We start from the raw sequence: 25,389 nt of genomic DNA, 5'->3' as shown, positions 1-25,389 counted from the left end.
ACGTGCGAGGATCACGGCCGTGAAGGAGATCGCTGACGTCATCGTCGTCGGCGCCGGCCTCGCCGGCCTGACCGCGGCCGCCGAGGTCGCCGACGCGGGCAAGCGCGTCGTGCTGCTCGACCAGGAGCCGGAGCAGTCGCTGGGCGGGCAGGCGTTCTGGAGCCTCGGCGGGCTGTTCCTCGTCGACAGCCCCGAGCAGCGCCGGATGGGCATCAAGGACTCGCGGGCCCTCGCGATGCAGGACTGGCTCGGCAGCGCCCAGTTCGACCGCGACGAGGACCGCTGGCCGCGGCGGTGGGCCCAGGCGTACGTCGACTTCGCGGCCGGCGAGAAGAGGGCGTGGCTGCGCGCGATGGGGCATCGCGTGTTCCCGGTCGTGGGCTGGGCCGAGCGCGGCGACGGACGCGCCGACGGGCACGGCAACTCGGTGCCGCGCTTCCACATCACCTGGGGCACCGGGCCGGGCATCGTTGAGCCGTTCGAGCGCCGCTGCCGCGAGCACGCTGCCGCCGGCCGGCTGCGGTTCGCCTTCCGGCACCAGGTCGACGACCTGATCGTCGAGGACGGTGCCGTCGTCGGCGTGCGCGGCACCGTGCTGGAGCCGAGCGAGGTCGAGCGCGGCAAGGCCTCGAGCCGGCGCGGTGTCGGCGAGTTCGAGCTGCGCGCGCAGGCGGTGATCGTCACCAGCGGGGGCATCGGGGGCAACCACGACCTCGTGCGCCGGACCTGGCCCGCCCGGCTCGGCACGCCGCCGGCGACGATGGTTGCGGGCGTGCCGGCACACGTCGACGGGCGGATGCTCGCCATCACCCAGGACGCCGGCGCGAACGTGATCAACCCCGATCGGATGTGGCACTACGTCGAGGGCCTGCGCAACTGGGACCCGATCTGGGAGAACCACGGGATCCGGATCCTCCCCGGCCCCTCGTCCCTGTGGCTCGACGCGACCGGCAAGCGGCTGCCCGCGCCGTACTTCCCCGGCTTCGACACCCTCGGCACGCTCGCGCACCTGCGGCGGACCGGCCACGACTACTCGTGGTTCGTGCTCACCCAGAAGATCATCGAGAAGGAGTTCGCGCTCTCCGGCTCGGAGCAGAACCCCGACCTCACCGGCAAGGACCTCAAGCTGCTGCTGTCGCGGGTGCGCAAGGGGGCGCCCGGCCCGATCGAGGCGTTCAAGCAGCACGGCGAGGACTTCGTCGTCGCCGACGACCTCGCCGGCCTGGTGCGGGGCATGAACGAGGTCGGCGACCGACCCCTGATCGTGGAGGCCGAGCTGCGCGAGCTCGTCGAGCAGCGCGACCGCGAGATCGACAACGCGTTCACCAAGGACGCGCAGGTGACGGCGATCCGCGGCGCCCGCCAGTACCGCGGCGACCGGCTGATCCGGGTCGCGGCGCCGCACAAGCTGCTGGACCCCAAGGCCGGCCCGCTGATCGCCGTGCGGCTCAACATCCTGACCCGCAAGACCCTGGGCGGGTTGGAGACCGATCTCGACGGTCGCTGCCTGACGGCGGCGGGCGAGCCGCTCCCGGGCCTGTACGCCGCGGGCGAGGTCAACGGCTTCGGCGGCGGCGGGATGATGGGCTACAACGCCCTGGAGGGCACCTTCCTCGGCGGCTGCCTCTTCTCGGGGCGTACGGCGGGCCGGGCCGCCGCCCGGGCGGTCTGAGGGCCGGGCGTCAGTGGGCGCCGGTGAGGTTCAGGCCGACGACGCCGGCGACGATCATCGCCAGTGACGCGAACTTGAGCCAGTCCATGGACTCGCCGAGGAAGAGGTAGCCGACGACCGCCACCAGGGCGGTGCCGGCGCCCGACCAGATGGCGTAGGCGACCGACACCGGGACGGTCTTCACGATGATCGCGAGCAGCCCGATCGCGACGGCGTAGCCGGACATCACGACGATCGTCCACGGGATGTTCGTGAAGCCGTCGGCCTTCGGGAGCAGGGCGCTCGCCCCGACCTCCACGGCGATCGCGAGCACCAGCAGGATCCCGGCGAGCATGGGTCGAGTGTAGCAATCGCTACAGGCGCCGCGGTGGCGTCAGTAGTCGACCCGGTCGTCCTTGCCGAGCCAGGCCTCGAACGGCGTGAAGGCGGCCGGGTGGGACCCGGGCTGCACCAGCGTCGGCCAGGTCGACCGGTCGCGCGCGAAGAGCTCGTAGAACTCCCGGTCGTCGAAGCCGCCGCGGGCGGCGTCGTGGCGGTCGGCGGCGTACACGACGCGGTCGAGGCGCGCCCAGAGGCACGCGGCGACGCAGAGCGGGCACGGCTCGCACGACGTGTAGAGCACGCAGCCGGCCAGCGAGAAGTCACCGATCTCGGCACAGGCGGCCCGGATCGCCTCGACCTCGGCGTGGGCGGTCGGGTCGAGGTCGCGGGTGACCCGGTTCTGCCCCGTCGAGAGCAGCACGTCGTCGCGCACGATGACCGCGCCGAACGGCCCGCCGCCGGCCTTGACGTTCTCGATCGCGAGGTCGACGGCCCGGGAGAGCCAGCGGTGGTCGGGGTTCATGGGGACTCCTCGGACGTGGTGGAGGCGAGCCGCCACAGGCGGTCGCGGCTCATCGGCAGCTCGTGGGGACGGACGCCGAGCGCGTCGCGCACGGCGTTGGCGATCGCGGGCGCGACCGGGTTGTACGGCGCCTCGCTCATCGACTTGGCGCCTCGGGGCCCGAGTGTGTCGTAGGTGTCGGCGAAGAGCACCTCGGTCACGGGTACGTCGGCGATCTGCGGCACCCGGTAGTGCCGGAACGACCGCGTCACGACCTCGCCGTCGGCCAGCAGCAGCTCCTCCTGCAGCGCGCTGCCGAGCGCCTGGGCGACCCCGCCCTCGACCTGGCCGCGCAGCTGCTCGGGATTGATGATGCGGCCCGCGTCGACGGCCTGCACCGACCGCAGCACCCGCAGCTCGCCGGTGACCCGATCGACCGCGACCCGTGCGCCGTGCACGTTGAACGCGACCGACCGCGGGGTGCCGCTGTGCCGGCCGGTGCCGTGCAGCGGCGGCGCCTGGCCCGCGTCGAGCGCCGCGCGCACCCGGCGCGCGGCCTGCGCCACCGCCATGCCCGCGACGACGGAGCCGGTCGAGCCGTAGGCGCCGGTGTCGTACGCCGCCGCGTCGGTGTCCGACGAGCGCAGCCGCACCAGCGCGGGGTCGATGCCGAGCTCCTCGGCGACCAGCTGGACGTGCACGGTCGCGCTGCCGTTGCCGAACTCGGCGGTGCCGACGCCGATCGTCGCCGTACCGTCCGCGGCCAGCTCCACGGTCGCCTCGCTGTGGTGGCCGCGCGGCGGGATCGTCGCGATCATCGCGGCGGCCACGCCCTCGCCGACGGCCCAGCGGTCGCCGTCGGGGACCGGTACGTCGTCGCCGGCCGCGAGTGCGGTCTCGACGAGGTCGAGGCACTGGTCGAGGCCGTAGCTGCCGAAGGTCAGGTCGGGGTCGGGCGGGCCGTTGACGATGAACTCGTCGCCCGGCGCGACGACGTTGCGGCGGCGCAGCTCGACCGGGGACATCCCGAGCTCGCGGGCGAGCTCGTCGAGCGCGCACTCGATCCCGAAGATCACCTGGCCGAGCCCGTAGCCGCGGAAGGCACCCGAGGGCACGTTGTTGGTGTAGACGGCCTCGGCGTCGACGCGCTTGTTGGCGCAGCGGTAGAGCGCGACCGACTCGTGGCAGCCGTGGAACATCACCCCCGACGCGTGGTTGCCGTAGGCGCCGGTGTCGCTCAGGACGTCGACCGCCAGCGCGGTCAGCACCCCGTCGGCGTCCGCGCCGGCGGTCACCGAGACCCGCATCGGGTGCCGGCAGGGCGCCAGCGTGAACTGCTGCTCGCGGGTCAGCTCGAGCTGCACGGGTCTCGGCTCACCTTGTCGGGCGGTGCGCAGCACCGCGAGCGCGACCAGGTCCTCGACGAGCATCTCCTGCTTGCCGCCGAACCCGCCGCCGACCCGGGCGGCGACCACGCGGACCCGGTCGGGGTCGAGGCCCAGGATGTGCGCGAGCTCGGCGCGGAGCAGGAACGGCACCTGGGTGCTGGTGCGGATCACCAGCCGGCCGTCGTCGTCGATCCAGCCGCGGGCACCGTGGGTCTCCAGCGAGGCGTGGGTGACCCGGGCGGTCGTCCAGGTGCCGCTGACGGTCGCCGTCGCGGCGGCCAGTCCGGCGGCGACGTCGCCGACCTCGCCGTGCGTCCGGGCGACGACGTTGCGCGAGGGCTCGGCGATCCGCGCGACCTCGGGGGACTTGTCGCCGTGCAGCAGCGGCGCGCCGGGCGCGCGGGCGGCCTCGGGGTCGTGGACGGCGGGCAGCACGGCGTACTCGACCTCGACGAGCGCGGCCGCGCGCTCGGCCAGGATCGGCGACTCCGCGACGACGGCCGCGACCCGCTGGCCGCGGAAGCGCACGACGTCGTCGAGCATCCGGGTGTCGTCGGGGTCGTCGCGCCGGTCGTCGTGCCGCCCGGTCGAGTAGCGGACGTCGGGCACGTCGTGGTGGGTGAGCACCAGGCGTACGCCGGGCGCGGCGGCCGCTCGGGTCGTGTCGATGCTCGTGATGCGGGCGTGGGCGTGGGGGCTCTGCACGAGTGCCATGTGCAGCACGCCGGTCGTGGGCAGGTCGAGTGTGTAGGGCTCGGTGCCGGTCACGATGCGCTCGGCCGCCGGCGCCCCCAGCGACGCGCCGAACGCCGCGCCGTCGGCGGTGCCCGGCCCGACGTTGGTGCGACCGGCCAGCGCGTCGCGGATCGAGCGGTAGCCGGTGCAGCGGCACAGGTTGCCCTTGAACGCCTTGTCGACGACCGCCTCCTCGACGTCGGGGGCGACGCCGGTCGCGGTCACGATGAAGCCGGCGGTGCAGAAGCCGCACTGGAAGCCGGCGGCGTCGGCGAACGCCCGCTGCACCGGATGCAGGTCGCCCGGCCGGCCCAGGCCCGCCACCGTCGTGACCTCGCGGTCGATGCCGCGGACCGCCGGGTAGAGGCAGGAGTGCACGGGTGCGCCGTCGACGAGCACCGTGCAGGCACCGCAGTCACCGGAGTCGCAGCCCTTCTTCACCTCGAGGTGTCCGGTGTCGCGCAGGAACGTGCGCAGGCACTGGCCCGGGTCCGGGTCGGCCCCGGGGGGCGCGCCGTTGACCCTCATCGCGCTCGCCTCCGTGCGGCGGTGAGCAGGCAACCGAATCGGGTGACGGAACGGTTGCTGACGCACCGGCGCCCGGCGTGGGCGCGGGGGAGCGGTGAGCAGGCAACCGAATCGGGTGACGGAACGGTTGCTGACGCACCGCTGCCCGGCGGCGTCGGCGTCGGCGTCGCCGTCGGCATCGGCATCGGCGCGGCTGCCGGCCTCATGCCAGCAGCTCCTCGCACACTTCGCGGGCCAGGACGCCGGTGACGTGGGCGCGCCAGTCGGCGGCGCCGTGCGGGTCGTCGTACCAGCAGTCGATCGCCGCGAGCCCGGCGTCGAGGTCGTGGCCGTCGAGCACGACGGGGCGGGCGGTGCTCGCCGTCACCGTGATCGTGACCGTCGCCCCGGCGCGCCGTCCGGTGACCAGCGCGGACGACCTGCCCAGCGGTGTGAGGGCAACCTTCCGGAACGCGTAGTCGGTTGCCTGCTCACCGCCGAGCGGCACGTCGACGGCGCGCAGCACCTCTCCCGCCTCGAGCGCACTCCGGCCGGCACCGATCACGAAGTCGACGACCGGGACGCGTCGCGCGCCGCCGTCGGGGGTCCAGATCACGGCGACGGCGCCCAGCGTCGCCATCAGCGAGATCATCGCGCCGGCCGGCAGCGCCAGGCACAGGTTGCCGCCGATCGTGGCGACGTGCTGCACCTTCCACGACATCAGGAACGCGTCCGCACACTGGCGGACCAGCTCGGTGGCGGGTCCCCACGGAGCGGCCAGCGCCCGCTCGATCGTGCAGGTGGCGCCGAGGCGCAGCACGCCCGGCAGCTCCTCCCAGTCCGGCCACCCGAGCGCGGTCAGGTCGACGAGCCCGGTCACCGCGGGCTGCGGCTCGGAGAAGAGCCAGGTGCCGCCGGCGAGCAGCGCCTCGCCGGGCGCGAGCGCGAGGTCGTCGCGGCCACGCGCCGGTCGCAGGCTGGTCACCGTGGCCAGGTCCATCACTCCACCTCGCCGAGCCGTCCGTAGGTGGCGGTGATCTCGCTGACCCGGTCGCGCCCCTTGCGGCCGCGGGCCGAGAGCACGCCGTCGGCCAGCAGGCTGACCAGGCTCATCGCGGCGGCGTAACTGTCGAAGGCGAGGGTGCTGGAGACCGGGCAGGCCAGCCAGTACGTCGCGCGGGCGGCGTGCGCGCGGGCGGTCGGGTCGGCGAGGAGCACCACGGTGGCACCGGTGCGCACGGCCTCGTCGAGGATCGCGCCGAAGCCGGCCGGGCGGCGGCGGAAGCCGACCAGCACGACCGCGTCGCCGGCGCCGAGGTCGGCGAGCTCCTCGCCGAGCACCTGGCCGGGCAGCGGCGCGAGGCGGACGTCGGGGCGGGCGTGGGCCAGCTGCTGGCGCACGTGCAGGGCGACCGGGTGGCTGTTGCGCCACCCGAGCACGAGCACCCGCCGGGCCGAGGCCAGCACGCGGGTGACCTCGGCGAGCTCGCAGCTCTCCAGGGCCTGCCGGAGCGACTCCTCCTCGTGCGCCAGGTGCTTGACCAGCGTCGGCTCCCCGTCGACACGGCGCGGCTCGCCGGCCGAGCGCAGGCCGCGCAGGTGGTCGCGGACCTCGTCGAAGTCGGTGAAGCCGAGGTGCTTGAAGAGCCGGCTCATCGTGGCCTTCGAGACCCCGGCGAGGCCGGCCAGCTCGGCCGAGCGGTACGTCGCGAGGTCGTCGAGGTGCTCGAGCAGCGTCTCGGCAGCTCGGCGCTCCTGGGGCGACAGGTCGGCGTACCGATCCGCGATCCGCTCGTCGATGCGCTGGCTCATGCGTGCGTCTCCGATTCCACTCGTCGGGCCAGATGCAGCACCGCCGCCTCCAGCGCGTCCAGGCCGGCGGCGACGTCGCGCTCGCGGACGTCCTCGTCGGGGTGATGGCTGATGCCGTCGTGGCAGCGGACGAAGAGCATGCCGACGTCCGTGGTGAGCCCGATCGCCATCGCGTCGTGCCCGGCCGGGCTCCACAGCCCGATCGGGTCGTCGTCGCCGGTGCTGCGGATGCCGGCGATGACCGCCTCCTGCAGCCGGGGAGCGCACGGCATGGCCGGCGCCGTGTGGGTCTCGTGCACCTCCAGCCGCAGCCCGCGTGCGGTGCAGACCCGCTCGATCTCGGCCCGCAGTGCGGTCCAGAGCCCGTCGCGCTGGGCGTCGGTGGCCGCCCGCAGGTCGAGGCTCAGGTCGGCCCGGCCGGGGATCACGTTGACCGCCCCCGGCTGCACCTCGATCCGGCCCACGGTGGCGATGCAGCCCGCCTCCTTGGACATCCGCTCGACCAGCAGCACCGCCTCGCTGGCGCCGACCAGCGCGTCGCGCCGCCGGTCGTACGGCGTGCCGCCGGCGTGCCGGGCCTCGCCGATGACGTTGAGCCGGAAGCGCCGGGCGCCGGCGATGCTCGTCACGTAGCCCAGTGACCGGTCCGCGGCCTCGAGGTGCGGGCCCTGCTCGATGTGTGCCTCGAGATAGCCCACGAGATCCTCGGGCCGGCGGGCCGCCTCGCCGACGCGCTGCGGGTCGAGGTGGAAGTCGGCGTACGCCTGGCGCAGCGTGATGCCGGCGGCGTCGCGCAGGTCCCACCAGGCCTCGTCCCAGGTGCCGGCGACCGCCTGGCTGCCCAGCAACGCCTTGCCGAAGCGGGTGCCCTCCTCGTCGCTGAAGCCGATCACCTCGAGCGCGAACGGCAGCGCGGTCTCGCGCAGCCGCTCGGCGACGGCGATCGCCATCACGACGCCGAGCATGCCGTCGTAGGAGCCGGCGTCGGGCACCGTGTCGAGGTGGGAGCCGAGCAGCAGCGCCGGCAGCCCGGGCTCGCGGCCCTCGTGGCGGCCGCACTGGTTGCCGGCGGCGTCCTGCCAGGTGCGCATCCCGGCCGCCTCCATCCACCGGCCGGCCAGCGCGTTGGCGCCGGCGTGCTCGGGGGAGAGGTAGACGCGCTGCAGGGCAGGCGGCGTGGCGGTGAGCCGGTCGAGCTCGACGCAGCGCTCGAGGACCTGCCGGGCGGTGCTCATGAGGCGTAGACCTCCCGGGCGGCGCCGACGCCGCCTCCGGCGGTCACGGGGACGCCGTGCCCGCGCAGCACCTGTTCGAGCGCGGCCAGGGTGAGCAGCACGGCGTCGCGGCGCGCGTTGTGGCCCATCGTGCCGATCCGCCAGACCCGGCCGTGGAGCGGGCCGAACGACGTGCCGATCTCGATGCCGAAGTCGTCGAGCAGTGCCGCGCGGACCTTGTCGCCACCCGCGGCGCCGAGCGCCGCCGGGATCTCCACCGCCACGACGTTGTGCATCTTGTGGGCGACGTCGCCGAACACCTCGAGGCCGAGCCCGCGCACGCCCTCGAGCATCGCCCGACCGTGGCCGGCGTGCCGGGCGACGGCCGCGTCGACACCCTCCTCGACCAGCAGCCGGGCGCACTCGCGCGCGCCGTAGAGCATCGTGGTCGCCTCGGTGTGGTGGTTGAGCCGGCGCGGCCCCCAGTAGTCCATCAGCTGGGCGAGATCGAGGTAGTTGCTGGCGATCCGCTCGCCGCGGTCGACGTCGTCGTCGACGCGCAGCCCCGCCTCGACGTGCTTGCGGGCGTCGATCACGCCGACCGCCCGGTCGGAGATCGAGATCGGCGCGCTTCCGGAGGGGCCGCCGAGGCACTTCTGCAGTCCAGCGGTCGCGACGTCGAGCCCCCACGCGTCCATCTCGAACTCGTTGCCGCCCAGCGAGGCGGTCGCGTCGCAGTAGAGCAGCGCGTCGTGGCGACGGCAGATCTCGCCGAGGTCGGCCAGCGGCTGGCACATGGTGGTGCTGGTGTCGCCCTGGACCACCGCGACCAGCTTCGGCCGGACCCGACGTACGGCGTCGTCGATCGCCTCGGGGTCGAAGACCGCACCCCACGGCACCTCGATCGTGTGCACCTCGGCCCGGCACCGCTCCGCGATCTCGGTGAGCAGGTGACCGAACCGTCCGAAGACCGGCACCAGCACCCGGTCACCCGGCTCGAGCAGGCTGACGAGCGCCGCCTCGATGCCGGCGCGCGAGGTGCCGTCGACCAGGAAGGTCTGCCGGTTGGCCGTGCGGAAGACCTCGCGGTAGAGCGCCATCGTCTCGTTCATGGTGTCGGTCATCCACGGGTCGAACTGCCCGACCAGCTGCGCCGACATCGCGCGCAGCACCCGGGGGTCGGCGGTGACCGGGCCGGGGCCCATCAGCAGTCGGGGCGGTGGGTTCACCTGGGTCACGATGCTGGCCTCCTCAGCTGCCGGCCCCACGCGTGGTCGGGGTGGTCGGGGTCGACGGCGCGGCCGCGCACGACGGTGTGGGTCACGCTGCCGTCGAACCGCAGCCCGTCGTACGCCGTGATCGGGTTGCGGTGGGCGAGCCGGGCGGCATCGACCTCGAGCGGCACGGTGGGGTCGTAGACGACGAGGTCGGCGTCGGCGCCGGCCGCGATCCGGCCCTTGGCGGTGAGGCCGACCAGGTCGGCGGGGCCGCGCGACATCCAGCGGCTGACCTGCTCGAGCCCGACGCCGCGTCGGCGCGCCTCGTGGGCGACCGCGGTGAAGCCGACCTGGAGTCCGGAGATCCCGCCCCACGCCTGCTGGAGGTCACCGTCGCCGCGGCCCTTCTCCTCGGCCGTCGTGGGGGAGTGGTCGCTGACGACCAGGTCGATCACGCCGTCCCCGAGCCCGCGCCACAGCTCGTCGCGGTTGCCCGCGTCGCGGATCGGCGGGCAGCACTTGAACTCCGGCGCGGCGTCGGGGATGGTCCCGGCCTCGAAGCACAGGTAGTGGGGGCAGGTCTCGACGGTCACCGGCAGGCCCTCGGCCTTCGCGTCGGCGATCAGGTCGAGGGCCCGCGCGCTGGAGAGGTGGACGACGTGCACGCGGGCCCCGGTGTCGCGGGCCCCGTCGAGTACGCGCTGCACGGCGGTCGTCTCGGCGGCGTCCGGCCGGGAGTGCAGGAAGTCGGCGTACGCCCGGCTCGGCACCGTGGGCGCCACGTCGAGGACGGCGGGGTCCTCGGCGTGCACCAGCATCGGCGCGCCGAGACGCGCGAGCGTCGCCAGCGCGGCGTAGAGCTGGCCGGGGTCGAGCGGCGGGAACTCCTCGACGCCGCTGGGCGAGAGGAAGCACTTGAAGCCGAGGACGCCCGCCTCCCACAGTGGCTCGAGCTCGCGCTCGTTGTCCGGCACCGCCCCGCCCCAGAACCCCACGTCGACGGCCAGCCGGCCGGCCGCCGCCCGCCGTTTGCGCTCGAGGTGGTCGACCGTCGTGGTGGGCGGCAGGGAGTTCAGCGGCATGTCGACGATCGTGGTGGCGCCGCCGAGCGCCGCGGCGAGAGTGGCCGACGCGAAGCCCTCCCACGCGGTGCGACCGGGCTCGTTGACGTGCACGTGGCTGTCGACCACGCCGGGCAGGACGTACGTCGAGTCGGGCACGTCGAGCACCTGGCCGTCGACGGGGTGCGCCCACCGTTCAATAGCGCGGATCCGGCCGTCCTCGATCACGACGGTCGCAGGGACGAACCCCTCGCCGGCCAGGACGTGCCGCCCGCGCACCGCGGCCAGGGGCATCAGGCCTCCTCGCGCAGCACGGTCGCCTGGATCAGCCCGTAGGGCCGGTCGGCGGCGAAGAAGATCTCGCCGGGGTTGTCGAGCCCGAAGGGCTCGAGGTCGACGAGGAAGTGGTGCTTGTTCGGGCAGGAGAGGCGGATCTCGTCGATCTCGGCGTACCGCTCCAGCACCGCCCTGCCCATCTCGAAGATCGTCTGCTGGAGGGCGAGGGAGTGCCGACCGGCGAAGGTCGCGAGCAGCAGGTCCGAGACGCCGGCGTACGTCGCGTCGTAGTCGAGGCCGCGCTCGACGGCGGATGCGGCGTAGCGCCAGGTCGCGGTGAGGTCCGTGGCCAGGATCCGGTCGGTGGTCTCTTCCAGCGTCGTGTAGCGGTCGCGCGGGAAGCCGTGGAACTCCGAGCCGGTCGACTTCAGCACCGTGCAGTCGGTCAGGCCCGCGGTGACGACGGTGCTCTCGCCGTCGTGCTCGACGCGGGCGGTGCGGGTGCCGCGGCCGGTGCGCCGGAAGGCGTGGTCGTGGCCCGCGCCGTCGACGGCGATCCGCTCCCAGGCGTACTGCTCGGCCGCGAGGTCGGCGACGGTGACCCACTCGTGCGCGGTGGTGAAGTGACGGGCCAGCCGGAGCAGGAAGGCCTCGGGCGCGCCGACGCCGTCACGGGCGAAGGCGTAGACGGTGTTCTTCTGGGTGTCGGTCGCGACCACGTGGCCGTTGTCGCCCTCGGTGTGGCAGGAGGTGAAGTCGCCGCGCAGCTGGGTGGTGACGTTGAGGTCGGTGATCTCGTGGCGGTCGGTGGCGCGGTCGATGCGCACCAGGCGGCACTCGGCCTTGCCGTACTGGTTGGGTCCGAGCACGATCCGGGACCGGTTCGAGGAGGTCACGTCAGCTCCCTCGGTAGGTGGAGTAGGCGAAGGGGCTCAGCAGCAGCGGCACGTGGTGGTGCGGCCGGTCGGGGTCGATCTCGACGGCGATGCCGACGACCGGGAAGAACGTCGCGCGGCCCTGGTCGCCGAACCACGCGCCGGTCTCGAACGTCAGCACGTAGACGCCGCCGGCCAGGTCGGCGTCGAAGCGAAGGCGGCCGTCGTCGTCGGTGGTGCCGCTCCCGATCACCCGGTCCGTGGCGTCGCCGAGGTGCACCCGGACACCGGCGGCCGGCACCCCGGCGGTGGTGTCGAGGACGTGCGTGGACAGCGTGCTCATCGGAGGAGTCCTTCCAGGCGGAGCAGCGCGATCTCGCGCAGCTGGCCGGCGGTCACCGCGAGCTCGGTCTCGGGGTCGTGGGTGAGCCGCTCCTCCAGCAGGGCGAGGATCTCCTCGGCACTGCGCCCCGCGGCGCGCACCAGGTAGATCCGGTCGAACCTCTCCTCGTACGCCGCGTTGCCCGCGGCCAGCCGCCGCTGCACGTCGGCGTCGTGGGGGTCGACACCGGCCTGCTCGCGCGTCGACAGCGTGGCGCTCGCCCCGCTGCCGCCGTGGCGCTCGCCGATCCGCGGGTGGTCGGCCAGGGCCCCCTCGACCTCGGCCGGCGTCCACGCCCGGGCCCGAACGTCGGCCAGCGCGAGCAGGCGGTCGACGTCGTCGTACGGGCGACCGGCGACGAGCGCCGCGACCCACGAGTCGATGTCGGCGCAGGGGCGCACCGCGGCGCTCGCCTGCTCCGGGGTCATCGCGTTGAAGTCGGCGAGCTGCACCGACCCTCCTCTCCAGGCCGCCGGCCCGAACCGGTTGGATACCAAGGATCCGCGCGTCGCGGGACCGAAACCGTCGTTTCAGTGACGGTACGGCCTCGCCGCCCGTCACGTCAGGTCAATAGCCAATTCGAGGAGGTCGCGGTCGCGGCCGGGAGCGGCGAGCAGGCAGACGCCGGTGGGCAGTCCGGACCGGGTCCGGCCCGGCAGGCCGACCGCCGGCAGCCCGGCCAGGGCGGCGAGTCCGGTGAGCAGCAGCGTCGCCTGGCGGCCCGCCGACCGGTCGGCGCCGAGGAGCGGCGCGACCGAGGGCGCGGAGGGCAGCACGACGACGCGCTCGCCGACCAGCTCCCGGATCCGCGCGCTCGCCCGCCCGACCACCTGCCGCGCGGCGGCGGCCTGCTCGTCGTCGACCAGCGCCGCCGCCTCGAACCGGGCGCGCACCTCGGGGCCGATCTCGTCGAGCCTCGGCGCCACCCAGGGGCCGAGGTCGTGCCACGCCTCCCAGGCCTGCACCGTCTGGAACGCCGCCAGCCACGCCGGCAGCTCGGTGAGGTCCCACGACTCGCGCATCGCACCGTGCTCGGCGGCGAACGCGTCGACCACGGCGGCGACCTCGGGCTCGGCCAGCCCGGTGAGGCCCGGCACGCTGACCAGGTCGCTGGCCGGGTTGCGTGGGCCGGGCGGCAGCAGCACCTCGCCGACCCGCCGCAGCAGCCCGGCGTCGCGGGTCAGCCAGCCGACCGCGTCGAAGGAGCGCGCCAGCGGCAGCACGGCGTACGTCGACGCCGCGCCATGGGTGGTCCGGATCCCGTAGAGGCCCTGGTACGCCGCCGGCACCCGGATCGAGCCGGCGGTGTCGGTGCCGAGGCCGATGCTGGCCTGTCCCAGGGAGACGGCGCTCGCGGAGCCGGAGGAGGAGCCGCCGGCCGCCCGCCGGGGCGCCCGCGGGTTGGGCGGCGCGCCGTAGTGGGCGTTGACCCCGGCGAGCGACCACGCAAACTCCTCGGTCCGGGCGATGCCGCGCAGGCTCGCGCCGGCCTCCAGCAGCAGTTCGACCGCGCGGGCGTGGACCGGCTCCTCACGCGCCTCGGCCAGCCAGGCGGGGTTGCCGGCCCCGATGCGTTCGCCGCGCACGGCGTACACGTCCTTGACGGCCACGGTCTCCCCGTCGAGCGGTCCCGGCCCGATGGCGGGCACCAGCGGATCGCCCACCAGTCGCCAGATCCGGGTGTCGAGGGCCGGGCCGGGCGCCGAGACGTGGGCGGCGGTGACCCGCCACCCGTCGGCGGTGCGCACCCACAGCTGGGTCTGCTGCCCGCGGCCGCCGCGGGCGAGCTCGGTGACCGCGACGACGAGGGCGTGGTCGTCGTCCACGGTCTGCACGTGGGTCTGCACGATGCGCCGCTGCGGCGTGCCGCCGCGGCTGCTGCGGAACGCGCTGATCTGGTCGTGGCCGACGAGCAGCCCGTCGGCGCCGCCGCGCAGTGTCGTCGGGCCGGGTGCGAAGAGCCGGTCCAGCGTCGCGACGTCATCGGCCATCAGCGCGCGCTCGTACTCCCAGAACGCCTCGACGAGCCCGTCGGGCACGGACTGTTGCCGTGTGGTCATGCAGGGCAGTCTGACGGACCGGCGACCGCCTCACCCGTAGAGGCGGTCCACGACGTCCGAGTACTTGGCGTTCACGACCCGCCGCTTGAGCTTCAGCGTGGGGGTGAGCTCCTCGGACTCGGCCGTCCACTCGACGGGCAGCAGCTCGAACGACTTGACCTGCTCGGGCCGGGAGAGGCGGGCGTTGGCGGCGTCGACCGCCTGCTGCACCATCGCCCGGATCTCCGGCTTGGCCGCCAGGTCGGCGAGGTCGGTGAACTCGATGCCGAGCTGCTGCGCCATCAGCGGCGCGATCTCGCCGTCGAGGGTGAGGATCGCGACGACGTACGGCCGGTTGTCGCCGATCGCCATCGCGTGCCCGATGAGCGGCGACTCCTTGAGGTAGCTCTCGATGTTGGACGGCGCGACGTTCTTGCCGGCCGAGGTGATGATCAGCTCCTTCTTGCGGTCGACGACCGCGAAGAATCCGTCGTCGTCGAGCGTGCCGATGTCGCCGGTGTGCAGCCAGCCGTCGTCGTCGATCAGGGCCCGGGTGGCGTCGTCCTGGCGGTAGTAGCCGGGGGTGTTCACCGGGCCACGGACCAGGATCTCGCCGTCCTCGCCGAGCCGCACCTCCATGCCCGGGTTGGCGCGGCCGACGGTGCCGAGCCGGAAGCCGCCCGGGCCGTTGGCGGTGACGGCGCCGCAGGTCTCGGTCATGCCGTAGACGTCGTAGACCTTGAGGCCGAGGCCGGCCATGAACCTCGCGACGTCGACGGGCATCGGCGCCGCCGCCGAGCCGGCCCAGGTGACCTGGTCGAGGCCGAGCAGCAGCTTGAGGAACCCGAGGATCCGCTCGTCGGCCGCGCGGTAGGCCGCCTCGATCTCCGGCGTCATGGTGCCGCCGACCTCCTGGGCCTCGACCCACGCGAGCGCCGCTGCCATCGACTCCTCGACCATCGCGCGGTTGGCCGGGTCGGGGTCGGCGGCGAGCTTGGCCGTCAGGCCGGTGCGGATCTTCTCCCACACCCGCGGGACGCCGAAGAACGCCGTAGGGTGCACCTCGCCGAGCGCAGCCAGCAGCTGGGTCGGGTCGCCGATGGCGTGCATGTGGCTGCCCTGCGCCTGCGGCCCGTAGAGGCCGAGCACCCGCTCGGCGATGTGGGCCAGGGGCAGGTAGCTCACCCCGGTCTGGGCTCCGGTGAGTCCGGCGGCCTCCTGGGTGCTCATCGTCTCGTAGAGGACGTTGTGGTGGGTCATCACCACGCCCTTCGGGTGCCCGGTGGTCCCCGAGGTGTAGAGGATCGTGGCGGGCGAGTCCGGCGCGAGCGCCGCGGCTCGGGCCTCGACCTCGCCCGGGTGCGCGGCGCGGTACGCCGTCCCTGCAGCCACGAGCTCGTCCCAGTCCGCGTCGAGCCGGACGACCCTGCGGACGCTGTCGACCTCGTCGAGCGCGGTGGCCCAGCGGTCCCGGTAGGCCGCGTCCTCCACGAACACGACGGCCGGTCGGGCGTGCCCGGCGACGTAGGCCACCTGCTCGGGGGCGAGCGTGTTGTAGATCGACATCGGCGTCGCCCCGGCGTGCACGGCGGCGATGTCGGCGACGTAGTGCTCGATCCGGTTCGTGGCCATGATCGCGACCGTGTCGCCCGGGGCGACGCCGAGCTCGACCAGGCCTGCGGCGACGTCGAGGGCGAGCTCGCGGGTCTGGGCCCAGGTGAGGGTGCGCCACGACTCGCCCTCGGGCACGTGGTGCTTGTCGGAGTACGCCGGCCGGTCGCCGTGCTCGCGCACGGTGTCGGCCAGGATGTCGACGAGGGTGCGCCCCTCGATCCCGGACTGGACGCGGGCCCGCTCGGTCAGAACGTCGTCGGACATCGGCTGCTCCTCGATGGCATCGCAGTGACGAGGATCACAGCCTCGCCGATCGCGGGCCGCAGGGCCAGAGCGGCGCCCTCAGATACCCAGGCTGCGGCCGATGATCTCCTTCTGGATCTCGGTGGTGCCGCCGTAGATCGTCTGGATCCGGCTGTCGGTGAACGCCTTCGCGATCGGGTACTCCGTCATGTAGCCGTAGCCGCCGTGCAGCTGCACGCCCGCGTCGACGACCTGCTTCTGCAGCTCGGTGGTCCACCACTTCGCCATCGATGCGAGCGCGGTGTCGACCTCGCCGGTGTTCAGCTTGAGGATGCAGTCGTTGACGAAGACCCGCGCGACGTGGGCGTGGGTGGCCATCTCGGCCAGCACGAAGCGGTTGTGCTGGAAGGAGCCGATCGGCCTGCCGAAGGCCTGCCGCTCCTTGGCGTAGGCCAGCGACAGGTCGAGGACGTGCTCGATCGCGGCGACCGCCATCGCCGCGATCGAGACGCGCTCCCGCGGGAGGTTCGTCATCAGCGCGACGAAGCCCGCGCCCTCCTCGCCGAGCAGGTTCGCCTTGGGCACCTCGACGTCGTCGAAGAAGAGCTCGGCGGTGTCCTGCGCCTTCATGCCGACCTTGTCGAGGTTGCGGCCGCGGCCGAAGCCCGTCATGCCCCGCTCGACGACCAGCAGGCTGATGCCCTGGTGGCCCGCGTCGGGGTCGGTGCGGCACACGACGATCACCAGGTCGGAGAGGATGCCGTTGCTGATGAAGGTCTTGGACCCGTTGAGCAGGTAGTGGTCGCCCCGGTCGACGGCCGAGGTGCGGATCCCCTGGAGGTCGCTGCCGGCGCCGGGCTCGGTCATCGCGATCGCGGAGATGATCTCGCCGCTGACCAGGCCGGGCAGCCAGCGCCGCTTCTGCTCCGGCGTCCCCAGCGCGGAGATGTAGGGGACGATGATGTCGCTGTGCACGGGAAAGCCGGGGCCGCTCGCGCCGACCCGGGCCAGCTCCTCGGCGACGATGGCGTGGTAGCGGAAGTCGTCGACCCCGGCGCCGCCGTACTCCTCCTCGACGTCGAAGCAGAGCAGCCCCGCCGCGCCGGCCCGGCGCCACACCTCGCGGCTGACCTGGCCGTCGGCCTCCCACTGGTCGTGGTGGGGGACGACCTCCTTCTCGACGAAGGCGCGCACGCTCGCGCGGAAGTCCTCGTGCTCCTGCTCGTAGATGGAGGGGCGGGCGGGCATCAGGACACCCACTCCTTGACCTGGGCGACGGCGGCCGCCGGGTCGTCGGAGACCGGCGAGATCTGCAGGTTGGTGACTCCGGCCTCGCGGAAGGCGGCGATCCGCTCCCGGACGTACGACGCGGGGCCGACCAGGTTGCCGGCCTCGAGCCACTCGGTGGGCACGATCGCCTCGGCGTCGCGCTTGTTGCCGCCGAGGTAGAGGTCCTGGATCTGGTTGGCCTCCTTCTCGTAGCCGTACTGGCAGGCGAGGTCGTGGTAGAAGTTCTTGCCGCGAGCGCCCATGCCGCCGACGTAGAGCGCGTACATCGGGCGCATCAGGTCGAGCAGCTTCTTGGTGTCCTCGCCCTCGCCGATCGCGAGCATGCCGCCGGCGGAGATCTCCAGGGGCGCGAGGTCGGGGGAGCGCTTCGCGGCGCCCTTCGCGAGTGCCTCGCCCCACACCTGCGAGGCCTTCTCGGGCAGGAACAGGAACGGCAGCCACCCGTCGGCGACCTCGGCGGTCATCGCGACGTTGGCGTCGCCGAGGGCCGCGACCCAGATCGGCACGGCGCTGCGCTCGGGCCGGGTGAGCAGCTTGAGCGGCTTGCCGAGGCCGAGGCCCTGGTCGGCCGGCAGCGGGAGCGTGACGATCCGGCCGTCGTGGACGAGCGTCTCGCGGCGCAGGCCCCGGCGGATGATCGAGATGACCTCGCGGGTGCGGCCCAGTGGCCGGTCGTACGGCAGTCCGTGGAACCCCTCGATCACCTGCGGCCCGGACGCGCCGAGGCCGATCACCGCACGGCCGCCGGACACGTTGTCGAGGCCGGCCGCGGTCTGCAGCAGCGCGCCCGGCGTACGCGAGAAGACGTTGAGGATGCCGGCGCCGATCTCGATGGTCTCGGTCTTCGCGGCGAGGTAGCCCATCAGGGTGGGGGAGTCGAACCCGTAGGCCTCGGCGACCCAGACCGTGTCCAGTCCGGCCTTCTCGAGCCCGGCCACCTGGTCGGCGGCCTCGCGGGGGTTGCCGGCGTACATCAACGGCGTCGAGAGCTTCATCGTGACAGCCTAACTGTCACGGTCGTGGTTGCCGCAAGGGGTGAGCGTCAGGTGCGTGGGCCCAGGCGCAGTGCGTGCACCCAGATCTCGGTGATCCGGTCGACCGCCTCGTCGAAGTCGATCGGCTCCCCGAGCACGAACCACAGGAACGCGCAGCGCTCGGTCATCGCACCCAGTGCCGTGGCGAAGAAGGCGACGTCGATGTCGGCCGGGATCAGGTCCGCCTGCTGCCAGGCGCGCAGGGCCGCCTCGGTGCGGGCCCGGCTCTGGTGGTGCCGGCCGCTCAGGACCTCGCGGGCCTCGTCGTTGTTCATGGCCGCCTCCTCGATGACGGCCCAGAGTGCGGCGTTGCGCCGGAAGGACTGGAAGTAGAGCCGGTTCGTCTCGCGCAGCCGCTCCTGCGGTGCGGCGTCGCGCGGCAGGCGGGTCGGCTCCTCGTACACCTCGTTCTCGAGTTCGATCAGGAGGATCCGGAAGATCTCCTCCTTCGACTCGAAGTAGGTGTAGAACGACCCGATCGCGGTGTCCGCGGCGGCGGTGATGTCGGCGATCCGGGTGTGGTGGTAGCCCTTCTCCTCGAAGACCTTCCGGGCGCCGACGATCAGCTGGTTGCGGGTGCGGCGCCCCTGTCTGGTCAGGGTCCGCTCCGACTCGGCCGCCTTCTCGATGGTGGAGCGCAGCGACGCGCTCGGACCCGTCGCCGGCGGCGACGGGTCGCCGGGGACGGGTCGCGATCGACCGGGGCCATCTGTCATGTCGTCGTGGAACCGCTTTCTCGGGAGGTCGGCACTGCGGGCTGCGCCATTCAAGCCTAACCCGAACGAACCTTCAACATCCGAATGCTTGCTCAACTTCTGAACCTGTGCTCAACTATGCGCCACGAACGAGGTGACGGCAGTCACAAGGTGGAAGGAGTAGGGGTGGAGCAGCGGGTTGTACTCATCACCGGTGCGTCGAGGGGCTTCGGGGAGGTGGCGGCGCGCGAGCTGGCGCGCCGCGGCCACCGCGTCGTGGCATCGATGCGGAGCCCGGAGCGCGACGGCGACCGGGTGCGGGCGGGCTACGAGGAGCTCATCGAGACCGTCCGGCTGGACGTGACGGAGTCCGACCAGGTGGTCGCCGTGGTCGAGGGGATCGTCGCTCGGCACGGACGCATCGACGCGGTCGTCAACAACGCCGGGTACGGCCTCTACGGCGCGGTCGAGGACCTCACGGAGGAGGAGCTCTTCCGTCAGTTCAACACCAACTTCATGGGGGAGTGGCGGGTCTGCAAGGCCGTCGTCCCGCACATGCGCGCGGCCGGCGGCGGCACGATCGTCAACGTCAGCTCGCTCGGCGCGAAGCTGGTCGCCCCGCTGACCGGGATGTACTCGGCGACCAAGGCGGCGATCGAGGCGATGACCGAGGCGCTCCGCTACGAGGTCGACCGGTTCGGGATCAAGGTGACCATGCTCGAGCCGGGCATGTACCGCAGCGACTGGGCGACGACGTCGCTGGCGGTCTGCGACGCCCTCAGCGAGGGTCGCAGCCCGTACCAGAAGTCGGCGGAGAAGGCGCTGGAGGCCTTCCGCGTGATGGCCGAGACCCGACCGGGTCCCGAGGCCGTCGGCATCGTGATGGCCGACATGGTCGAGCTCCAGCAGACCCCGCCGGTGCGGCTGCCGATCGGCGACGACGCCTACAAGCTCGCGATGGCACGCACGCTCTCCTCCGACGACGCGTGGGAGAAGAGCGTCAAGACCGGGCCGTTCTTCGAGGACGTCGTCCTGTCCTCCGACGGCGCCGGCTTCGCGGGCTACTGATCGCGGCGCCGGGAGAGGAGTGAGCTCGATGGAGAGCTTCAGGGACAAGGTGGTCGTGGTCACGGGCGGAGCACGGGGCATCGGCCTCGAGGTCGCCCGGTCCATGGCCGCGGACGGTGCGGTGCTGGTCCTGCTGGACGCACCCGGGGCGATGTCGACCCTCGGGTACGACGCGGCCGGACCGGACGACCTGGCGCGCGCGGCGGAGTCCGTGCGCGCGAGCGGCGCCCGGTGCACGACGTATGCCGTGGACGTGCGCGACCGTCGCGCCGTCGCGGCCGCGGTCGACGAGATCGTGCGCGACGTCGGGTGCCCCGACGTCGTCGTCAACTGCGCCGGGGTGTGCTCGGTCGTCGACGCCGACGAGATGTCGGACGAGCACTGGGCGGAGGTCGTCGACACGAACCTGCACGGCGCCTACAACCTGGTGCGCGCGGTGATCGGCCCGATGACCGCGCGGGGTGGCGGCGCGATCCTCCAGGTCGTCGGCGACGAGGCCCGCCGCGGCGCGGCGCGGCTGTCGCACGTCAGTGCCGCCGGCTGGGCCGCGATCGGGTTCGCCAAGTCGGTCGCGCTCGAGTCGGCCGCGGCCGGCGTCGCCGTACACGTGCTGTGCGTCGGACCGGTCGAGACCGCCCTGACGGAGTCGGACGCGTTCCGGTCGGCCGCGGCCGACCGGCGCGAGGTGCTCCGGGGCGAGGAGGCCCTGGCCGCGCTGGGCGCGCGGCACCCGAACGGCGCCGCCTGGGTGTCGATGACCGACGTGGTGCGCGCGGCGCGGTTCCTGGCCGCCAGCGGCACCTCGGCCACGGGCTCGGTGCTCGACGTGTCCGCGGGGCTGAGCGCCCTCAACTCCGCCTGACGAGGCGACCGATGCGAGGAGGAGACAAGGATGAGTGAGTTCAGCGGCAAGGTCGCCCTGGTGACCGGAGGAGCCAAGGGCCAGGGGCGCAACCACGCCCTGGCCCTGGCCGAGGCGGGCGCGCGCGTCGGGATCGTCGACGTCTGCCGGCAGTTCGACAGCTGCGCGCCGATGGGCACCGAGGAGGACCTGCGGACCACCGAGGCGATGCTGAAGGAGCGGGGCGCGGAGTGCTTCGCGATGGTCGGCGACACCCGGAGCTCGAGCGACATGCGCCGGTTCGTCGACACCGCACGGGAGCGCTGGGGCTCGGTCGACGTCTTCGTCGCCAACGCCGGTGTCGCGGCGTTCGGCCCGGTGGCGGAGATGACCGACGACATGTGGGACGACGTCGTCGGCGCCAACCTCACCGGGGTCGCGACGTCGATCCGCGCGGTGGTGCCGGTCATGAAGGAGCAGCGCTCGGGGCGGATCATCGCGACCTCCTCGTCGGTCGCGCGCGAGGGTGGGCCCAACAACGCCAACTACGCCGCGTCCAAGTGGGGCGTGATCGGCTTCGTGAAGTCGCTGGCGATCGAGCTGGCGCCGCTCGGCGTGACGGTCAACGCCCTGGCGCCGATGTCGGTCTCGACCGACATGTGCCACAACGACAAGACCTATCGGCTCTTCCGGCCGGACCTCGCCGACCCCACCGAGGACGACGTGCGCGACACGTTCGCCAGCCTCAACCCGATGCGGGTCCCCTGGCTGGAGCTGGAGGACGTGACGGCCGGTCTGCTCTACCTCGCGTCGGAGTCCGGCCGCTACGTCACGGGCGCCTCCCTCGACATCGCGGGCGGGTGGAATGCCTACCACAGCGCCTGAGGGAGGCGACGGCCGTGTCGCGCTCCCGCTGGTCGAGGCGGACCGGACCACCGTCTCGAAGGTGGACGGCGTCATCGACACCGGACTCGCCCAGGTCACGCGGGTCGGTGAGCACGTCTACCTGTCCGGACAGCTCGCCCTCGACCCCGACGGCCGCATCGACGCCCCCGGGGACTGCGGCCGCCAGGCGACCCGGTGCTTCCGCAACATCGAGGGCATCCTCGCCGCGGTCGGCGGCCGGATGAGCGATGTCGTGAAGGTGGTCTGCTACCTGACCGACGCCGCCGACCTGGCCGCCTACGCCGAGGCACGACGCCGGTTCCTCCCGACCGTCCCGGCGTCCACCGCCGTCGTCGTGAAGGCACTGCTGCACGAGGACGCCCTCCTGGAGGTCGACGTGACGGCCGTCCTCCCCCCGCTCCCTACCCGAATCGGCTGAGAGGTGCCCATGTCGAGCAAGATCGACGATCTCGTCTCCACCGCCGTCGCCGGCGGACCGCCCCTGTTCTTCCCCCAGCCCGAGGGGGAGATCCACTACAACTTCGACCAGGGCAACCCGGCCACGGAGACCTTCCCGCTGGCGGCACTGGCCGCTCTCGAGGACGAGGTGCGCCGCGAGGTCGGCGGGCCGTCCTACGACTACTTCGACGCCGCGACCGGCTACGAGGAGCTGGTGCTCGGCTGGCGCGGGCTCCGAGGGGTCCTCGCCGACCGGTTCGCGGCCCGCGACGGCCGGCAGCTCGACCCGATGAACCTGATCCTCACCTCGGGGTCGGTGCAGGGCATCGCCCTGGTGGCCAAGGCGTTCGTCGACCCGGGTGACGTGGTGCTGGTCGAGGCGGCGACGTTCCCGTACGCCGTGCGCTTCTTCGAGGCGGCGGGGGCCGAGATCGTGCCCGTCCCGGTCGACTCCGACGGGATGGACGTCGAGGCGCTGGACGCGACGATCGAGGAGCTGCTGCGCAGCGGGCGCCGGCCCAAGCTCATCTACACGATCCCGACCTTCCAGCTGCCGACCGGCACCTGCCTGAGCCTCGAGCGCCGGCGCCGGCTGGTCGAGATCGCGAACCGCCACCGCGTCATGGTGCACGAGGACAACGTCTACGCGGAGCTGCGCTACGACGGGGATCCGCTGCCGACCCTGTTCAGCCTCGACCAGGGGGGACTGGTCGTCCAGTCCGACAGCTTCAGCAAGACCGTGGCCCCGGCGCTCCGGCTCGGCTGGGTGCTGGGCTCCCATCAGGCCATCGCCGCCGTGGGCGCGGTGCGCCAGGACCTCGGGGTCAACCAGCACCTCGCGAGGGTGATGGCCCGCTTCACGGAGTCCGGCATGCTCGACCGGCACATCGGCGAGATCCGCGAGGTCTACCGGGCGAAGCGGGACACCGCCGTCGCGGGGCTGCGCGAGCACTGCGCGGAGTGGGTGGACTTCACCGTGCCCGACGGCTCGTTCTTCCTGTGGCTGCGGATCTCCGAGCAGATCGACTGGGACGCCGCGGCGGCCCGGGTCGCGGAGGCCGGCGTGTACTGCCGCCCCGGCGAGCGGTTCTCGGGCGACGCCGGCGGCGGCCGCTTCCTCCGGATGGCCTTCAGCAACGTCTCCACCGAGACCATCGCCGAGGGTGTGGCGGCGCTCGGGCGCGCGCTGAAGGCGAGTGCCCGGTGATGACCCCGGTGATGAGCCCGGTGCTGAGCCCGGTGCTGAGCCCGGTGCTGACGGGGTCCGGTGCCGCGCCGGAGGGGTGCCGACGTGGCTAGCTCGTGGACCGAGGTCGTGCTCCCGGCCCGCTGGCGGCCGAGCCGGCCGAAGCGAGGCACGATCGTCGACGTCGCGATCACCTGCGTCTCCCTCTTCGCCGTCTGGCTCTGCCTGCTGCTCGGCTGGCAGTGGGCCTACGACGCGGAGTACGTCTCCAACCTCGTGCTCCCGTCGCCGAGCGCGACGTGGGATGCGTTCAAGGAGGGCGTGTTCGGCTCGGGCACGTACTGGTCCCACATCTGGGTGACGACCTGGGCCACGCTGCTCGCGGTCGGCATCGGCGTCGCCATCGGCATCGCGGGTGGCGCCCTGTTCGCCTTCGTCCCGATCGCTCGCCGGGCGCTCTACCCCTTCGTCCTGGTCGGCATGGCGTTCCCCAAGATCGCCGTGGCGCCGCTGTTCGTGCTGTGGTTCGGCTACGGGCTGTCGTCCAAGGTCGCCGTGGGCGCCTCGATCGCGTTCTTCCCGGTGCTGGCCAACGCCGCGACCGGGCTGCGCGAGATCAACAAGGATGAGACCGAGCTGTTCCGGGCCTACCGCGCGACCATGTGGCAGGAGCTCCGGTTCCTCCGGGTGCCGCGGGCCGTCTCCTACATCCTGCCGTCGCTCGACGTCGCGATCGTCGGCGCCCTTCTCGGAGTGATCGCGGGCGAGTTCGTCGCCTCGACCGAGGGACTCGGGTTCCTGGTGCTGCAGTACTCGAAGTTCGGTGACGCACCGAACGTCTTCGCCGTGCTCTTCTGCATGGCCATCGTCGGCCTCGCCCTCAAGGGGCTGGCCGTCGTGCTCTCCACCCTCGGGCCCAAGAACGTAACGCCGCGATGAGGTCGCGCGTCGTTCCGACAAGAAAGAGGAGTCTCATGATCAAGAAGCTCTGCGCCGTGGGCACGGTGCTCGCGGCCGCCCTCGCGGTCACCACCGGCTGCTCGGACGACTCGTCGACGTCCTCGGCGTCCGGCGACGAGGTGACCCGGCTCGTGCAGGTCAACGCCGACCCGTCGCTGGCGGCGACGGTGGCGTTCCACACCTCGGTCCCCGAGGAGATGGGCTACTTCGCCGATGAGGGCCTCGAGGTGGAGGTCCAGGGCATCGACGGTGCCGAGACCGCCGCGGCGATGGTGCAGTCCGGACAGGCCGACGTCGTCCAGGCCGGTGGGCCCGCGATGGTCCAGTTCGCGGCCGACAAGCCCGACGGCCTGGTCGCGGTCTACCTCAACAAGTCGCACTCCTTCCGTGTCGTCGTCCCCGAGGACTCCGACATCCGGACCGCGGCGGACCTCAAGGGCAAGACGATCGGGTCCGTCGCCCTTGCCGGCTCGCTCTACCAGTACGGCCGCGCGGTCGTCGAACAGGGCGACCTCGACCCGGACTCGGACGTCAAGTGGCTGCCGGTCGGCTACGGCACCCAGGCGGCGGCCGCCTTCCAGGACGGCAAGATCGACGCGTACGCCGGGGCCGACGTGTTCAACGCCGTCATCGGCAGCCTGATCGGCTCGTCCATGCGCGTCATCGAGGTGCCCTCCGACACCCTGCCGGCCTTCGGCGCCTGGCTGTTCCGGCGCGAGATGGTCGAGGAGCAGCCCGAGGTCGTCGCGGGGTTCATCCGCGCCACCCTGCGCGGCATGATCTTCACCGACGCCAACCCGGCCCGGGCCGTGGACATCCACTGGAAGGCCTACCCGAGCAGCAAGCCGACGGACGCCGACAAGGACGGCGTCGCGGAGTTCTGGCAGGACGTCGTCCAGGAGCGACTGGAGCTCACCTACCTCGGCACCGGCGAGGACGGCCTCTACGGGACGGCGAGCGACGAGCAGCTGACCACCACCTTCGAGTTCCAGGTGGGCGCCGAGATGCTGCCCGAGATGCCCGACCTCGACGTCCTGGTGGACCTGGGTCTCGCCGAGGACTACAACGACTTCGACGCCGACGAGGTCCGCGCAGAGGCAGAGGCCTCGTGAC

General features: G+C 72.9%; 24 protein-coding genes. 8 read left to right on the top strand and 16 right to left on the bottom strand.

The window, feature by feature from the left end:
• Positions 1 to 19 precede the first annotated feature (19 nt).
• Positions 20 to 1,672 (top strand): FAD-binding dehydrogenase, encoded by a 1,653-nt coding sequence (locus KM427_RS20175; RefSeq protein WP_215525086.1) that lies wholly within the window; start codon positions 20 to 22, stop codon positions 1,670 to 1,672.
• Between the two features lie 10 nt (positions 1,673 to 1,682).
• Here the strand turns inward: KM427_RS20175 and KM427_RS20170 are convergent, their stop codons facing one another.
• From KM427_RS20170 to KM427_RS20095, 16 genes are all read right to left on the bottom strand, one after another.
• A complete protein-coding gene (locus KM427_RS20170) occupies positions 1,683 to 2,006 on the bottom strand; it encodes a DMT family transporter (protein WP_183591587.1) in 324 nt (107 codons plus the stop codon).
• A 39-nt stretch (positions 2,007 to 2,045) separates the two neighbouring features.
• Entirely contained in the window at positions 2,046 to 2,516 is a 471-nt protein-coding gene (locus KM427_RS20165; RefSeq protein WP_183591586.1) for a nucleoside deaminase, read from the bottom strand.
• Positions 2,513 to 5,146: a molybdopterin-dependent oxidoreductase gene (locus tag KM427_RS20160; RefSeq protein WP_215525085.1), complete on the bottom strand. Its 2,634-nt coding sequence runs from the start codon at positions 5,144 to 5,146 to the stop codon at positions 2,513 to 2,515. Before KM427_RS20160 ends, KM427_RS20165 begins: the two co-directional genes overlap by 4 nt.
• 202 nt (positions 5,147 to 5,348) lie before the next feature.
• Positions 5,349 to 6,125 (bottom strand): FAD binding domain-containing protein, encoded by a 777-nt coding sequence (locus KM427_RS20155; RefSeq protein WP_252274703.1) that lies wholly within the window; start codon positions 6,123 to 6,125, stop codon positions 5,349 to 5,351.
• Entirely contained in the window at positions 6,125 to 6,937 is an 813-nt protein-coding gene (locus KM427_RS20150) for a MurR/RpiR family transcriptional regulator (protein WP_183591583.1), read from the bottom strand. The genes KM427_RS20155 and KM427_RS20150 overlap by 1 nt, the downstream gene beginning before the upstream one ends.
• Entirely contained in the window at positions 6,934 to 8,172 is a 1,239-nt protein-coding gene (locus KM427_RS20145) for an allantoate amidohydrolase (protein WP_183591582.1), read from the bottom strand. Before KM427_RS20145 ends, KM427_RS20150 begins: the two co-directional genes overlap by 4 nt.
• The gene (locus KM427_RS20140; RefSeq protein ID WP_252274701.1) at positions 8,169 to 9,389 is read right to left on the bottom strand and encodes a pyridoxal-phosphate-dependent aminotransferase family protein; all 1,221 of its coding nucleotides are present in this window, start codon (positions 9,387 to 9,389) and stop codon (positions 8,169 to 8,171) included. The genes KM427_RS20145 and KM427_RS20140 overlap by 4 nt, the downstream gene beginning before the upstream one ends.
• Positions 9,386 to 10,723 carry an allantoinase AllB gene (gene allB, locus KM427_RS20135; protein ID WP_215525084.1) on the bottom strand — a complete coding sequence of 446 codons (1,338 nt, stop codon included), beginning with the start codon at positions 10,721 to 10,723 and terminating at the stop codon, positions 9,386 to 9,388. The genes KM427_RS20140 and allB overlap by 4 nt, the downstream gene beginning before the upstream one ends.
• Complete coding sequence (pucL, locus tag KM427_RS20130; protein WP_215525083.1) at positions 10,723 to 11,601, bottom strand: factor-independent urate hydroxylase; 879 nt, start codon at positions 11,599 to 11,601, stop codon at positions 10,723 to 10,725. Before pucL ends, allB begins: the two co-directional genes overlap by 1 nt.
• Position 11,602: 1 nt before the next feature.
• Entirely contained in the window at positions 11,603 to 11,923 is a 321-nt protein-coding gene (gene uraH / locus KM427_RS20125) for a hydroxyisourate hydrolase (RefSeq protein ID WP_183591579.1), read from the bottom strand.
• On the bottom strand, positions 11,920 to 12,414 hold the full coding sequence (gene uraD, locus KM427_RS20120) for a 2-oxo-4-hydroxy-4-carboxy-5-ureidoimidazoline decarboxylase (protein ID WP_183591578.1): 495 nt from the start codon (positions 12,412 to 12,414) through the stop codon (positions 11,920 to 11,922). The genes uraH and uraD overlap by 4 nt, the downstream gene beginning before the upstream one ends.
• Before the next feature lie 105 nt (positions 12,415 to 12,519).
• Positions 12,520 to 14,022, bottom strand: a complete 1,503-nt coding sequence (locus KM427_RS20115) for an AtzH-like domain-containing protein (RefSeq protein WP_215525082.1) — start codon at positions 14,020 to 14,022, stop codon at positions 12,520 to 12,522.
• A gap of 30 nt (positions 14,023 to 14,052) precedes the next feature.
• The gene (locus tag KM427_RS20110) at positions 14,053 to 15,879 is read right to left on the bottom strand and encodes an AMP-dependent synthetase/ligase (RefSeq protein WP_215525081.1); all 1,827 of its coding nucleotides are present in this window, start codon (positions 15,877 to 15,879) and stop codon (positions 14,053 to 14,055) included.
• A gap of 78 nt (positions 15,880 to 15,957) precedes the next feature.
• On the bottom strand, positions 15,958 to 17,106 hold the full coding sequence (locus KM427_RS20105; protein WP_215525080.1) for an acyl-CoA dehydrogenase family protein: 1,149 nt from the start codon (positions 17,104 to 17,106) through the stop codon (positions 15,958 to 15,960).
• A complete protein-coding gene (locus KM427_RS20100; RefSeq protein ID WP_215525079.1) occupies positions 17,106 to 18,143 on the bottom strand; it encodes an LLM class F420-dependent oxidoreductase in 1,038 nt (345 codons plus the stop codon). Before KM427_RS20100 ends, KM427_RS20105 begins: the two co-directional genes overlap by 1 nt.
• 47 nt (positions 18,144 to 18,190) lie before the next feature.
• Entirely contained in the window at positions 18,191 to 18,898 is a 708-nt protein-coding gene (locus KM427_RS20095) for a TetR/AcrR family transcriptional regulator (protein ID WP_183591573.1), read from the bottom strand.
• A 165-nt stretch (positions 18,899 to 19,063) separates the two neighbouring features.
• Between KM427_RS20095 and KM427_RS20090 the strand changes: the two genes are divergently transcribed.
• From KM427_RS20090 to KM427_RS20060, 7 genes are all read left to right on the top strand, one after another.
• Positions 19,064 to 19,945, top strand: a complete 882-nt coding sequence (locus tag KM427_RS20090) for an SDR family oxidoreductase (protein ID WP_183591572.1) — start codon at positions 19,064 to 19,066, stop codon at positions 19,943 to 19,945.
• Positions 19,946 to 19,973: 28 nt separating this feature from the next.
• The gene (locus tag KM427_RS20085; RefSeq protein WP_215525078.1) at positions 19,974 to 20,807 is read left to right on the top strand and encodes an SDR family NAD(P)-dependent oxidoreductase; all 834 of its coding nucleotides are present in this window, start codon (positions 19,974 to 19,976) and stop codon (positions 20,805 to 20,807) included.
• A gap of 30 nt (positions 20,808 to 20,837) precedes the next feature.
• Complete coding sequence (locus KM427_RS20080; RefSeq protein ID WP_215525077.1) at positions 20,838 to 21,671, top strand: mycofactocin-coupled SDR family oxidoreductase; 834 nt, start codon at positions 20,838 to 20,840, stop codon at positions 21,669 to 21,671.
• 61 nt (positions 21,672 to 21,732) lie between these two features.
• The gene (locus KM427_RS20075) at positions 21,733 to 22,110 is read left to right on the top strand and encodes a RidA family protein (RefSeq protein WP_183591569.1); all 378 of its coding nucleotides are present in this window, start codon (positions 21,733 to 21,735) and stop codon (positions 22,108 to 22,110) included.
• Between the two features lie 9 nt (positions 22,111 to 22,119).
• A complete protein-coding gene (locus KM427_RS20070) occupies positions 22,120 to 23,337 on the top strand; it encodes an aminotransferase-like domain-containing protein (RefSeq protein ID WP_215525076.1) in 1,218 nt (405 codons plus the stop codon).
• Between the two features lie 84 nt (positions 23,338 to 23,421).
• Positions 23,422 to 24,255, top strand: coding sequence for an ABC transporter permease (locus KM427_RS20065; RefSeq protein ID WP_183591567.1), 834 nt, complete (start codon positions 23,422 to 23,424; stop codon positions 24,253 to 24,255).
• 35 nt (positions 24,256 to 24,290) lie between these two features.
• Positions 24,291 to 25,388: an ABC transporter substrate-binding protein gene (locus KM427_RS20060; RefSeq protein ID WP_215525075.1), complete on the top strand. Its 1,098-nt coding sequence runs from the start codon at positions 24,291 to 24,293 to the stop codon at positions 25,386 to 25,388.
• Position 25,389 lies beyond the last annotated feature (1 nt).

This window comes from Nocardioides sp. LMS-CY (genome assembly GCF_018732145.1).
In the GTDB taxonomy this organism is placed as follows: domain Bacteria; phylum Actinomycetota; class Actinomycetes; order Propionibacteriales; family Nocardioidaceae; genus Nocardioides; species Nocardioides soli.
Note: the sequence above shows the minus strand (reverse complement) of the source record. Positions and strands in the feature narration are given on the sequence as shown.